The sequence below is a fragment of the Rhodanobacter sp. FW104-R8 genome, from assembly GCF_001617365.1.
GTDB lineage: Bacteria > Pseudomonadota > Gammaproteobacteria > Xanthomonadales > Rhodanobacteraceae > Rhodanobacter.
In genome coordinates this window covers 60,528-73,343 of sequence record NZ_LVJR01000020.1, presented here as the reverse complement: position 1 = coordinate 73,343, position 12,816 = coordinate 60,528, and the positions used below count along the sequence as shown (strand labels likewise).

General features: G+C 70.3%; 11 protein-coding genes. 8 read left to right on the top strand and 3 right to left on the bottom strand.

The genetic code is table 11. The features are described 5' to 3' along the window. Window positions 1-115: 115 nt before the first annotated feature. Window positions 116-442 (bottom strand): thioredoxin TrxA, encoded by a 327-nt coding sequence (gene trxA, locus RHOFW104R8_RS05460; protein WP_068092890.1) that lies wholly within the window; start codon window positions 440-442, stop codon window positions 116-118. Window positions 443-830: 388 nt separating this feature from the next. On the opposite strand from trxA, the gene RHOFW104R8_RS05455 reads away from it, so the two are divergent. From RHOFW104R8_RS05455 to rpoH, 6 genes are all read left to right on the top strand, one after another. After that, a complete protein-coding gene (locus RHOFW104R8_RS05455; RefSeq protein WP_068092891.1) occupies window positions 831-2,564 on the top strand; it encodes a DEAD/DEAH box helicase in 1,734 nt (577 codons plus the stop codon). A 110-nt stretch (window positions 2,565-2,674) separates the two neighbouring features. After that, window positions 2,675-3,352 (top strand): cell division ATP-binding protein FtsE, encoded by a 678-nt coding sequence (ftsE, locus tag RHOFW104R8_RS05450; RefSeq protein WP_068092894.1) that lies wholly within the window; start codon window positions 2,675-2,677, stop codon window positions 3,350-3,352. Then, on the top strand, window positions 3,349-4,329 hold the full coding sequence (ftsX, locus tag RHOFW104R8_RS05445) for a permease-like cell division protein FtsX (protein WP_068092898.1): 981 nt from the start codon (window positions 3,349-3,351) through the stop codon (window positions 4,327-4,329). Before ftsE ends, ftsX begins: the two co-directional genes overlap by 4 nt. A 138-nt stretch (window positions 4,330-4,467) precedes the next feature. Then, window positions 4,468-5,310 carry a response regulator gene (locus tag RHOFW104R8_RS05440; RefSeq protein WP_068092902.1) on the top strand — a complete coding sequence of 281 codons (843 nt, stop codon included), beginning with the start codon at window positions 4,468-4,470 and terminating at the stop codon, window positions 5,308-5,310. Beyond that, window positions 5,307-6,029: a uracil-DNA glycosylase gene (gene ung / locus RHOFW104R8_RS05435; protein ID WP_068092907.1), complete on the top strand. Its 723-nt coding sequence runs from the start codon at window positions 5,307-5,309 to the stop codon at window positions 6,027-6,029. Before RHOFW104R8_RS05440 ends, ung begins: the two co-directional genes overlap by 4 nt. 159 nt (window positions 6,030-6,188) lie before the next feature. After that, entirely contained in the window at window positions 6,189-7,052 is an 864-nt protein-coding gene (gene rpoH / locus RHOFW104R8_RS05430; RefSeq protein WP_068092909.1) for an RNA polymerase sigma factor RpoH, read from the top strand. A gap of 85 nt (window positions 7,053-7,137) precedes the next feature. Here the strand turns inward: rpoH and RHOFW104R8_RS05425 are convergent, their stop codons facing one another. Both RHOFW104R8_RS05425 and RHOFW104R8_RS05420 read right to left on the bottom strand, forming a co-directional pair. After that, window positions 7,138-8,532 (bottom strand): S41 family peptidase, encoded by a 1,395-nt coding sequence (locus RHOFW104R8_RS05425; RefSeq protein WP_068092911.1) that lies wholly within the window; start codon window positions 8,530-8,532, stop codon window positions 7,138-7,140. A gap of 119 nt (window positions 8,533-8,651) precedes the next feature. After that, a complete protein-coding gene (locus RHOFW104R8_RS05420) occupies window positions 8,652-9,872 on the bottom strand; it encodes a murein hydrolase activator EnvC (RefSeq protein WP_068092913.1) in 1,221 nt (406 codons plus the stop codon). 379 nt (window positions 9,873-10,251) lie between these two features. Between RHOFW104R8_RS05420 and RHOFW104R8_RS05415 the strand changes: the two genes are divergently transcribed. Together RHOFW104R8_RS05415 and ligB are read left to right on the top strand one after the other, a co-directional pair. Continuing rightward, on the top strand, window positions 10,252-11,028 hold the full coding sequence (locus RHOFW104R8_RS05415) for an NRDE family protein (RefSeq protein WP_068092915.1): 777 nt from the start codon (window positions 10,252-10,254) through the stop codon (window positions 11,026-11,028). A 93-nt stretch (window positions 11,029-11,121) separates the two neighbouring features. Further along, complete coding sequence (gene ligB, locus RHOFW104R8_RS05410; protein WP_068092916.1) at window positions 11,122-12,813, top strand: NAD-dependent DNA ligase LigB; 1,692 nt, start codon at window positions 11,122-11,124, stop codon at window positions 12,811-12,813. The last annotated feature ends 3 nt before the right edge of the window (window positions 12,814-12,816 follow it).

The following is a 12,816-nucleotide window of genomic DNA, read 5'->3' as shown; positions in this document are numbered from 1 at the left end:
GGACTGTCCCGACGGACGCGATGAATCTAGCACTCGCCGCGTATCGGCGTAAAGCCTGGCGAGCCTGCCGGACCGGGCCGGGCAGGCTGCGCGCAGCGGGCGGGCAACGGGAGGGTCAGATGGCCTTGTCGATCATCTGGGTCAGCTGGCCCTTGCTGACGGCGCCGATCTGGGTGGCCTCGACCTTGCCGTTCTTGAACACCATCAAGGTCGGGATGCCGCGGACGCCGTAGGTGCGCGGGGTCTGCTGATTCTGGTCGATGTTGACCTTGACGATGCGCAGCTTGCCTTCGTACTGCTGGGCGATCTCGTCCAGCATCGGCGCGATGGCCTTGCACGGGCCGCACCATTCCGCCCAAAAATCCAGCAGCACCGGGGTTTCGGACTTGAGCACCTGCTCTTCGAAGGCGTCGTCATTCACATGGGTAATCAGGTCGCTCACCGGGGATCTCCGTGGCTGGGGGCCAGAATTGGCAGATGGAAAACAATGGGGCGGCCGGGGCCGAAAAACAAGGAGTGACGACGGGCGGGACCATCATCGGCTACACTCAGGCGCCCACGAAGCGCGGGTTGGGCCGGACGAGTCCTCGCCATGGCGGCGAGGTTTCATTCCAGCGCAACTCCGGGCACGATTCAAGGGCGGCCGGCACGGCCGCCCGTCAGACCGCCGGCAAATACGGCGTCGCCAGCCGCGGCGCGACCTTGTTGACCCTGACATTGAGCCGCTTCGCTGCGCATCGCGCACCGTCCTGCACCGCCCTCCGCCACACCGGCGCCAGGAGCGGGTGCAGCGCATCACGCCGCCGTCAGGCAAGGTCAACCATCCGCATATGTCACAAACCGTACTCACCGACACCTTCTTCGCCAACTTCGATCTTCATCCATTGCTGCAGCAGGGCCTGGACGACAGCGGCTTCACCCGCTGCACGCCGATCCAGGAGCTGACCCTGCCGCTGGCCTTGGCCGGGCGCGACGTCGCCGGCCAGGCGCAGACCGGCACCGGCAAGACCTGCGCGTTCCTGGTCGCGCTGATGAACCGCCTGCTGACCACTCCCGCGGTGGCCGACCGCAAGGACAGCGACCCGCGCGCGCTGGTGATCGCTCCCACCCGCGAACTGGCCATCCAGATCGACAAGGACGCGCGCAACATCGGCCGCCACACCGGCCTGAAGACCGCGCTGATCTACGGCGGCGTCGACTACGACAAGCAGCGCCAGCAGCTGAAGGACGGCTGCGACATCGTCATCGCCACGCCCGGCCGCCTGCTCGACTACCACAAGCAGGGCGTGTTCAGCCTCAACAGCGTCGAGGTGATGGTGATCGACGAGGCCGACCGCATGTTCGACCTCGGCTTCATCAAGGACGTGCGCTTCATCTTCCGCAAGCTGCCGCCGCGCGAGCAGCGCCAGGTGCTGCTGTTCTCCGCCACGCTCAGCCATCGCGTGCTGGAGCTGGCCTACGAGCACATGCACGAGGCCGAGAAGGTGGTGGTGGAGAGCGACAACGTCACCGCCGACAAGGTGCGCCAGCTGGTCTACTTCCCGGCCAAGGAAGAGAAGATGCCGCTGCTGCTGAACCTGATCGACCGGCTCAAGCCCAGCCGCAGCATCATCTTCGTCAACACCAAGGCCGCCGCCGAGCGTGTCACCGAGCGGGTCAAGCGCCACGGCTGCCGCGTCGGCGCGATCTCCGGCGACGTGCCGCAGCTGAAGCGGCAGAAGCTGCTGCAGCGCTTCCAGGAAGGCCAGCTCGACATCCTGGTGGCCACCGACGTGGCCGCGCGCGGCCTGCACATTCCCCACGTCAGCCACGTCTTCAACTACGACCTGCCGCACGAAGCCGAGGATTACGTGCACCGCATCGGCCGCACGGCCCGTCTCGGGGCGGAAGGCGACGCGATCAGCTTCGCCTGCGACCTGTACGCGATGTCGTTGCCCGACATCGAGACCTACATCGGCCAGAGCATCCCGGTAGCGGCGATGGATCCGGAACTGCTGGTGATGCCCAAGCCGCACGCGATCGACGCCGAGTTCGCCGCGAACGCCGCCGCCGACAGCGCCGCATTCGGCGACGTGGTGGCGCCGCGCCCCGGCGAGAAGCCGCGCCGTTCCGGCGGCGCCGGCCGCGGCGAGCGCAGTGGCGGCCGCAGCGATTCGCGCCCGCCGCGCGAGCGCAAGCCGGCGGTGGCCGCCGAGGCGCCGGTGGCGGCCCCCCCGGCCGGCCCCCCCCCGGCCGGGGCCGCGCCGGCTGCCGACGACAACGCCAGTGCCGATGCCGCGCACAAGCGCCGCCGCCGCCGCGGCGGGCGCAACCGGCGGCGCGAGGGCGCCCCGGGCGCCGCTGTCGAGGTCGCGGGGCACAACGGCCCGGCCGTCGACGGCAGCCGCGCGGCGCGCGGCGAGCATCGCCCGGCGCGTGAGCGCAATGCGGCCGACTCCGCCGGCGCGCCGCACAGCCGGCCTTCGCGGCAGGTCGCCGCGGTCGCCGGCAAGCCGGGCGAGCATGCCCAGGCGAAGAAGCCGGGGTTGTTTCGCCGGCTCACCCGGCTGTTCACCGGCCGCTGAGCACCATCTCCGCCGCGGGCTGAACCCGCGGCGGGCGGATGCCGCATCTGGGCGCCGGCATCCCTTATCCTTGCCGTCGTTGTGACGACACGCAGGCTCGGGGACGCGCGGTGATCCAGTTCGATCAAGTCAGCAAGCGCTACGAGGGCGGCCACGAGGCGCTCTCGCAGCTTTCGTTCGAGGTGCCGACCGGCGAAATGGCCTTCGTCACCGGGCACTCCGGCGCCGGCAAGAGCACCCTGCTCAAGTTGCTCGGCCTGATCGAGCGGCCGTCGCACGGCATCATCAGCGTGGACGGCAAGAACCTGGCGAAGATCCGCCACAGCGGCGTCCCGAAGTGGCGCCGGCACATCGGCATGGTGTTCCAGGACCATCGCCTGCTGATGGACCGCAGCGTGTTCGCCAACGTCGAGCTGCCGCTGGCGATCGGCGGCATCGCCCGCGCCGAACGCGCGCGGCGGGTGCGCGCGGCGCTGGAGAAGGTCGGCCTGCTCGCCTACGAGCGGCAGTTGCCGGCCACGCTTTCCGCTGGCGAGCAGCAGCGCGTGGGCATTGCCCGTGCGATCGTGGCGCGCCCCGGCCTGCTGATCGCCGACGAGCCCACCGGCAACCTCGATCCGCAGCTGGCGGTGGAGATCATGGGCCTGTTCGGCGAATTCCAGCAGGTCGGCACCACCGTGCTGATCGCCAGTCACGACCTGCCGCTGATCAAGCGCATGAAGAAGCGCGTGATCGTGCTCGACCACGGCCGCCTGGTCGCCGACCTGGCCGCGCAGGAGGTGCTGTGAACGCGTCGCCGGAATCCCTGCACACGCCGGCGGACGCCGCGCCGCGCAATGTCCACAGTCGCGGCAACCGCTTCGGCAACTGGCGCGAGCACCATGGCTGGAGCGCGGCGTCCAGCCTGCGCCGGCTCGCCTCGCGCCCGTTCGGCAGCCTGCTGACGATCGCGGTGATGGGGCTGGCGCTGGCCCTGCCGCTGGCGTTCTACCTGCTGCTGGGCAACGTGCAGAAACTCGGCGATGCGCTGGGCCAGAGCCAGGCGATCAGCGTGTTCCTGCAGCCCGGCCAGGCCGCGCCGCAGGCGCAACTGCTGGCCACGCAGCTGACCGACCGTGCCGAGCTGGCCGCGGTGGTGGTGAAGACGCCGCAGCAGGGCATGGACGAGCTGGCCCGGATGCAGGGCTTCTCCGGCGCGCTGCAGACGCTGGACGACAACCCGCTGCCGTACGTGCTGCAGCTGCAGCCGCGTGCCGGGGCGAGCGCGCAGGCGCTGGAGCAGCTGGTCGCCGACGTGCGCGGCATGCGTGGCGTCGACATGGTGCAGGACAGCGGCAGCTGGCGGAAACGTCTGGATGCGCTGCTCGGCGTGGGCAACCGCGTGGTGCTGGTGCTTGCCTCGTTGCTGGCGCTGGCGGCGCTGCTGGTGGTCGGCAACACGGTGCGCGTGGACATCGCCAGCCGCAGCGAGGAGATCGGTGTGCTGTTGCTGGTCGGCGCCAGTGGCGCGTTTGTGCGGCGGCCTTATTTGTACGCCGGGATCTGGTATGGCCTGTTCAGCGGCATTCTGGCTGCCCTGCTCGCGGTGCTGATCGAATTCGCGCTGGCCGCCCCGGTGGCGCAGCTGAGCCAGGCCTATGATGGCAAGCTGCAGGTCGGCGGCCTGCCGTTGTGGCTGCTGCTGGCGGTGCCGCTGGCCGCCGCCGCGCTGGGCTGGCTCGGCGCGCGACTGGTCAGCGCGTGGCAATTGCGCAAGGCGGCGTGACGGTCTTGCGCCGGGGTGACGCGAATCGCAGCCGCCGGTGCCGCGTTTGGTGCACGATCGGCAGTCGAGGCGGGCGCAGGGGTGCGCTCGCCGGTTCATGGGCGAAGGATCGCCATGGTCAGGTGGGTGAACTGAGGCATGAGTACGAATATCAGCGGCCGTCTGCTGACCGATGCACCGCGGGTGCTGGTGGTCGACGGTTCGCGCGTGGTACGCCAGTTGATCACCCGTGTGTTGGTGGCCGAACTGCCCGGCGTCGAGGTGGTCGGCTGCGGCAGCGGTGCCGAGGCGCAGCAGGTGCTCGGCGAAGGCGTGTTCGACTTCATCACCATCGCGCTGCGCCTGCCCGACATGGATGGGCTGGAGCTGGCGCGGCTGGTGCGCGATTCGGCGCCGCAGGCCTACGTGCCGATCGTGGTGGTGTCAGGCGATGTCGAGGGCCGTCTGCACAGCCGCTCGCTGGGTGAGCATGTCACCGACTATTTCGACAAGGCGCTGGGCTTCCAGGCGCTGGCTGAATTCATCCGCGGCTACGTGCGGCCGGAGGACACCGCCGAGGGCGTGGTGCTGTACGTCGAGGACAGTCGCGTGGTGGCGCTGGCGACCCGCCGCATGCTGGAGAAGATCGGCCTCACCGTGCGCCACGTGGTCAGCGTAGAGGATGCGCTGGCGCTGCTGGAAACCGCGAAAGCGCAAGGTGAGGTGGGCGCCGACGTGGTGCTCACCGACGTCAGCCTGAAGGGCGAACTCACCGGCGGCGACCTGCTCGAACACATCCGCGGCGAATTCGGCTACGGCAAGGGCCGGCTGCCGGTGCTGGTGATGACCGGCGACGAGAACCCGGCCAACCAGGCCGCGCTGATCAAGGCCGGCGCCAACGACCTGGTCGAGAAGCCGGTCGAGGAAAGACTGCTGGTCACCAAGCTGCTGTTCCAGCTGCGCGTGGCGAAGCACCTGCGCGGGCACGCGGCCGAGGCATGAGCGACACGGCGCGGATCAAGCTGGAACCGTCGTGGAAGGCGCGCATCGGCGACTACCTGCTACGTCCCGAGATGCAGGCGCTGGCGGTGTTCCTGCGCGAGGAAATCCGTCGCGGCAAACGGATCTACCCGCCCGGCCCGGAGATCTTCGCCGCGTTCGGGCACACTCCGTTCGACGCGGTGCGGGTGGTGATCCTCGGCCAGGATCCGTACCACGGTCCCGGCCAGGCGCACGGCCTGTGTTTCTCGGTGCGTCCCGGCGTAAGGGTGCCGCCGTCCTTGGAGAACATTTTCAAGGAGATCCAGCGCGACCTCGGCATCCCGCGCCCCGACCACGGCTGCCTCACGCCGTGGGCCGATCGCGGCGTGCTGCTGCTCAACAGCGTGCTGACCGTGGAGGAAGGCCGCGCCGGTTCGCACCAGGGCAAGGGCTGGGAGGGTTTCACCGACGCCGCGATCGATGCGCTCAACCGCGAGTGCGAAGGCCTGGTGTTCCTGCTGTGGGGCAGCTATGCCCAGCGCAAGGGCCAGCTGATCGACACCCGCCGGCACTGCGTGCTGAAGGCGGTGCACCCGTCGCCGCTGTCGGCCCACCGCGGCTTCCTCGGCTGCGGCCATTTCTCTGCCGCCAACCGCTACCTGGAGGCCCGCGGGCAGCCGCCGATCGACTGGTCGCTGCCGCCACGAGCCGCATTGCAAGGCCATTTCACGCCCACTTGAAGGCCGTTTCGCCAGCCTCATGTCGGATCGGGCGAGGCGCTGGACAAGGGTGGCAAATATCTGTACTATATGGTTCATTAAAGCGCGGAACCAATGCCGCGCTTTAGCACTCCAACCACCCGAGTGCTAAACTTCGATCCTATTCAGGAGGTTCCACCCATGTCTCAAGCCTTGGTGACCGCCAACTTCCCGCTGCCGAGTGTCGTCGGCAGTTTGGATGCATACATCTCCGCGGTCCATCGCATTCCGGTGCTGAGTTCGGAAGAAGAGCAGGCGCTGTCGCGCGACTACCTCGAAGAGGCCAACCTGGCCGCCGCGAAGAAGCTGGTGATGTCGCACCTGCGTTTCGTGGTGCATGTGGCGCGTGGCTACTCGGGCTACGGCCTGCAGCTGGCCGACCTGATCCAGGAGGGCAACATCGGCCTGATGAAGGCGGTCAAGCGTTTCGACCCCGACCAGGGCGTGCGTCTGGTCAGCTTCGCGGTGCACTGGATCCGTGCCGAGATGCACGAGTTCATCCTGAAGAACTGGCGCATCGTCAAGGTCGCCACCACCAAGGCACAGCGCAAGCTGTTCTTCAACCTGCGCAAGAGCAAGAAGCGCCTGGGCTGGATGAACGCGGCCGAAGTGAGCACCGTGGCGAAGGACCTGGGCGTGCCCGAGGCGACCGTGCGCGAGATGGAATCGCGACTGTCCGGCCGCGACATCGGCTTCGAGGCTCCGGCCGATGCCGACGACGACGCCAAGCCGGCGCCGGCGGCGTTCCTGGTCGACGACGGCGCCGACCCGTACGAGAACGTAGCCGACGAGGACTACGCCGACAACCAGATGCAGACGCTGAGCGACGCGCTGAGCCATTTGGACGAGCGCTCGCGGAACATCATCCAGCGTCGCTGGCTGGATGACGACAAGGCCACGCTGCAGGACCTGGCCGACGAGTACGGCGTCTCCGCCGAGCGCATCCGCCAGGTCGAGGCGAACGCCATGAAGAAGATGCGCGGCCTGTTCGTCGCGGCGGCCTGAGCCTAGTCGCCAAGGCTGCCGCCGCCGCAACAATGAAACGGCCCCGCAAGGGGCCGTTTGCATGTCCGGGCGGGCGGCGTGGCGTTCAGCGGCGCGCGGCGCCGGCGGGCTGGCGCAGCGCCATGCCCTTGAGCACGTTCAGCGCCTGCGACAGCGCGTAGTCGCTGGTGGCCAGCTTGGCGTCGGCGGCGCTGCCGTCGTCGTTGATGTCGCTGCCGGCCTTGGCTTTCTCGTTGGCGAGGTGGTTGGGCAGGTCGGCTTCCGAGCTGATCAGCACCGGTCCGCGGTCGGACGGGTTCACGGAAAGATCGGCCAGTGCGATGTCGGGCTTGATCCCCTCGGCCTGGATCGAGGTGCCGTTCGGTGTGTAGTAGCGCGCGGTGGTGATCTTTACCGCGTGATCGGCATCCAGCGGCAGCACCGTCTGCACCACGCCCTTGCCGAACGTGCGCTGGCCCATGATCAGCGCGCGGTGGTTGTCCTTCAGCGCGCCGGAGACGATCTCGGCGGCGGAGGCGGTGCCGTTGTTGGTCAGCACGATCATCGGCGCGCCGGCCAGCTGGTCGCCGGGGTGGGCGCTGAAGCTCATGTTCGCGTCCTGCAGCCGGCCGCGGGTGGTGACGATGGTGCCGGCGTCGAGGAAGTCGTCGCTGACGCCGACTGCCGCGGTGAGCAGGCCGCCGGGATTGTTGCGCAGGTCCAACACGGCGCCTTTCGGCGGCCCGTTCTTCGCGATCAGCTGGCCCAGCTTCTTCTCGAGGTCGGTGGCGGTATCGCTCTGGAACTGGCTGACCCGCACGTAGACGTAGCCCGGTTCCAGCTCGCGCACCTTGACGCTGCTGATGGCGATGTTCTCGCGCACCAGGTGCAGGTCGATCAGCTTGTCGCTGTTCTGGTGCACGATGGTCAGGTCGATCTTGCTGCCCGGCTTGCCGCGCAGCTGCTTGAACATCTCGTCCACGTTCTGCGTGTCGACCACGGTGCCGTTGACCTTGACGATGCTGTCGCCCGGCTTGATGCCGGCGCGCGCCGCGGGGGTGTCGTCGATCGGCGAGACGATGCGCAGGCCGCCGTCGACCTGCAGCACCTCGATGCCGAGGCCGCTGTACTCGCCGGTGGTGTCCTCGTTGAGCTGGGTGAGGCCGTCCTTGTCGAGGTATTCGCTGTGCGGGTCGAGCCCGCTGAGCATGCCGGTGATCGCGGCCTTCATCAGGGTCTTGTTGTCGACCTTCTCCACGTAGGCCTGGCGCACCACCTCGTAGACGCGGCTGAAATTGCGGATGTCGTCCAGGTCCACCTGGTCGGCGGAGCTGGCGCTGGCCGGCGCGGCGGCGCTGCTGGTGGCGGCCGGCAGGTTGGCCGGCGGCGCGGCCGTGCCGGCCCCGGCCGGTGCGCTCTGCGCGCGGGCGCCCGGCACGGCCAGCAGCAGGAACGGCACGGCCAGCAACAGGGCGAACGGGCGGCGGGGGGAAGGACGCATGGGGTGGCTCCGTACGGCGGCGACGTCGCGTTGTCACGCGACGGAAGGAATGGCTTCCGGCTTTGACAACGGAATGCCAGCGTAATTCATCGGCAGCCCGCGACGCCATGCCGGCCGCGTCAGCGGCGCTGGGCCAGCCAGCCGCGCGGATCGACCGGCTGGTTGTTCCTGCGCAGCTCGAAATACACGCCGGTGTTGACGCCGGTAGGCGCGCTGGCGGTGCCGATCGCCTGGCCGGCCTCGACCTGGTCGCCGACATCGTGCAGCAGGGCCTCGTTGTTGCCGTACATGCTCATCCAGCCGTTGCCGTGGTTGAGGATCAGCAGCATGCCGTAGCCGCGCAGGAAGCCGGCGTAGATCACCCGCCCGCGTGCCACCGCATGCACCTCGCTGCCGCCGCCGGCCTTGATCAGCACGCCGTTGCCGTAGCTGTTGACCACGCCGCTGGCCGGCCACGGCAGGTTGCCGCGGATATTGGCGACGGCGCCGCCGACCTCGACCGGTGGTGGCGGCTTGTGGCCGGGATGCTTGCGCGCCGCCGCCGCGCGCTCGGCAGCGGCACGGGCGGCGGCTTCATCGATCGCCTTCTGCAGCTTCTCGAGCAGGTGGTTGAGCGACTGCGCGTTCTGCTTCATCGCGGCCAGCCGCTGCGCCTGGTCCCGGTATTGCGCGTCGGTGGCGGCGGCCAGCTTCTGCTGCGCGGCGCGCTGTTGCGCCAGCACCGCAGCCTGCTGCTCGCGCTGGGTCCTGGCCGCCTGCAGCGCCTGCTGTTCGGCGGTGATCGCACGCTCCAATTCCTGCAGCTGAGCCAGGTCGGCCATCAGCTGCTGCACGCGCCGCACGCGGTCCTGCTGGAAATATTTCGAGTACACCAGCGCGCGCGCGATTCGCGCCACGTCCTCGTCGCCCAGCAGCAGGCGCAGGTCCGAGCCGTGGCCGAGCGCGTAGGTGGCGCGCAGCAGGTCGGCAATCGCGGCGCGCTGGCCGTCCAGTTTCCTGCCCAGTTCGGCGCGCTGCTGCTGCAGTTGGTCCAGCTGCCGCTGCTTGGCGGCCAGTTCGGCATCGGTCTGGCGCACCGCGCGCGCCGCACCGGCCAGCGCATTGGCCTGCCGCGCCAGCTCCGCATTCGCGCTGTCGCGGCGGGCGGCGGTGTCGGCCTGCTCCTTCGCCAGCGCTTCCATCCGGTGCCGCAGTTCGGCCAGCTTCTGCTTCGCCTCGACCTGCTCGCTGCGGCTCCTGCCGTCCTGGCGCGCCTGCAGCGCGGGTGGCGCGAAAGCGATGGCCAGGCCGATGGCAAGGATGGGCAGGGCGTGGCGAAGCAGGCGGGCGGGCTTGGGCATGTCCGGATTATCACCGAGCCGGCTGGCCCAGGCGAGACGACCTCGCCACGGCTGACCGGCGACTTCCCGGGTGGATCTCGCCGATGGCTGCTCAAAACCGAAAGCGTATGGCCGTCCAAATCCCTTTTGACGCGTCGCAACAGCTGTGCTTTAGTGGGCGTCCATCCGCGTGCCGCGACGGTGTCACCGGCGGGCATGCGCCCGGTACGCCCACGACGGAAGACACGATGGCGCAGCCAGGCGACTCCATACTCCATGCACCGGTTTCCGGACTCGACGGCGGCGGCTTCGGCCCGCCCGCGCGTGACGGCGCGTTCGACGCCATCCGCGGCGACCGCCACCGGATGCCGGCGCGGCCTGCCCCGTCCGGGTCGCCGCGATGTGCCTGATTGCCTTCGCCTGGGACGCCCACCCGCGCTGGCGCCTGCTGCTGGCCGGCAACCGCGATGAGTTCCACGCGCGTCCCAGCGCGGCGCTGGCACGCTGGGACGATGCGCCGATCGTCGGCGGGCGCGATCTCGAGGCGGGCGGTACCTGGCTCGGGGTCACCGACGGCGGCCGCTGCTGCGTGGTGACCAATGTGCGCGACCCGCGCGATCCGCAGCTGGGCGCCTCGCGCGGCCTGCTCGCCACCGACTACCTCATCGGCGACGCCGATGCCGCCGCGCACGCCCGACGGCTGCTGCGCGCGGCCGCCGACTACCGCCCGTTCAACCTGCTCACCTTCGATGCGCGCGAGGCGTTCTATCTCGGCAATCGCCCCGAGCCGAGGGCGCAGGCGGTGAGCCCCGGCGTGCACGGCCTGTCGAACGCCGACTTCAACACGCCGTGGCCGAAGACCCGCGCGCTGATGCAGCGGCTGCAGCAGTGGATCGACGCCGGCGGCGACGCGGACTTCGCGCCGCTGTTCGAGGCGCTTGCCGACGAGCGGCAGGCGCCGGATGCGCAATTGCCCGATACCGGCGTGGGACTGGAGCGCGAGCGCCTGCTGTCGCCCGCGTTCATCCGCGGCGAGCAGTACGGTACCCGCGCCAGCACCGTGGTGGCGATCGGCCATGACGGCGAGGGGGTGATCGCGGAACGGCGCTTCGGCCCGGACGGCCGCTTCCACGGCGAGACGATGCTGCGCTTCGGCCCGTTCGCGCTGCACCGCTAGCCTGGCGCCTACGCGAGCGATCGGCATCGTCGGCTGCCGGTGCGTGCGGCCGGCGGCTAGCCTGTCGCCAGGTCCACGGAACGGAGCGGGCGCATGCGCAGGGGATGGTTTTCGCGGGTCGTCGGCATCGTGCTGTCCATCGCCGGCGCGGCGCACGCGGCCGATTGCCCGGACTGGTCGCCGGCGCAGGCGCGGCAGGAACTGGCCGCGCTGCATGACCGGCTGGACGGCTGGAACCGCGCGTATCGGGCCGGCGGGCGATCGCCGGTGAGCGATGCGGTCTACGACCAGGCCATGCAACGCCTCGCTGCATGGCAGGACTGTTTCCCCGCCCAGGCACCGGTGCCGCTGGCGCCTCTGGCCGGCGCCGGCGGCCGGGTACGTGCGCCGGTGGCGCAAACCGGCCTGGCCAAGTTGCCGGACGGCATGGCGATCAGCGCATGGATGCACGCGCGCGGCGGCCGCGACCTGTGGGTGCAGCCGAAGGTCGATGGCGTGGCAGTCACCTTGCTGTACGTGGATGGCCAGTTGCGCCAGGCGACCAGCCGCGGCGACGGCTTGCAGGGCTCGGACTGGACGCAGCCGGCGCAGGCGATCGAGGCGATTCCCAAGCGCCTGCCGCACGCGCCGGCGCGGGTGGTGTTGCAGGGCGAGCTGTATTGGCGCCTGCCCGGCCACGTGCAGGCCGACGACGGCGGTGCCAACGCGCGCTCGGCGGTGGCCGGCGCGCTGGCGCGCCGCTCGCTGGATGCCGACAGCGCGGCGCGGATCGGCCTGTTCGTGTGGGACTGGCCCAGCGGGCCGGCCGACATGCCGGCGCGGTTGGCCGGGCTCGCGGCGATGGGCCTGGCCGACAGCGTGGCGTATACGCGGCCGGTCGCCACGCCGGATGACGTGAAGCAGTGGCGCGAGCGGTGGTATCGCCACGCGATGCCGTTCGCCGCCGACGGCACGGTACTGCGCCAGGGCCGCCGGCCACCGGCCGCGAGCTGGCCGGCGGTGCCGCCGGAGTGGGCGGTGGCGTGGAAGTATCCGGCCGCGTCGGCGCTGGCCGAAGTGCGCGCGGTGGAATTCACCGTGGGCCGCAGCGGTCGCATCACGCCGGTGCTGGAGCTGGCGCCGGTGCAGCTGGACGACCGTCGCGTGCAGCGGGTCAGCGTAGGTTCGCTCAGGCGCTGGCAGCAACTCGACATCCGCCCCGGCGACCAGGTCGAGGTGGCGCTGGCCGGGCTGACCATCCCGCGCCTGCAGTCGGTGGCGTGGCGCGCGCAGCAGCGGGTGGCGGTGACGCCGCCGGATCCGGCGCAACACGGCCCGCTGACCTGCTGGCAGGCCACGCCGGGCTGCGAACAGCAGTTCCGTGCGCGGCTGGTATGGCTGGGCGGCCGGCAGGGCCTGCAGCTGGAGGGGCTCGGTGCGGATACCTGGCAGGCGCTGATCGACGCCGGGCTGGTGCACGGCCTGCTGGACTGGATGGAGCTCACGCCGGCCCGACTCGCCACCGTGTCGGGCCTCGGTCCGGCGCGCGCCGCGCTGCTGGCTCGTTCCTTCGCCGATGCGCGCGATCGCCCGTTCGCGCGCTGGCTGCAGGCGTTGGGCGTGCCCTCCAGCGTGGCTGACGGGCTTCCCGACTGGGCCGCGCTGAGCGCGCGCGGGGCGAACGACTGGCAGGCGCTGGAGGGCCTCGGCAGCGGCCGCGCGAACCAGCTGGTGGCGTTCTTCGCCTGCTCCGAGGTTCGCACGCTGGCCACGCGCCTGCATGCGGCCGGCGTGCAGGGTTTCTGAGCG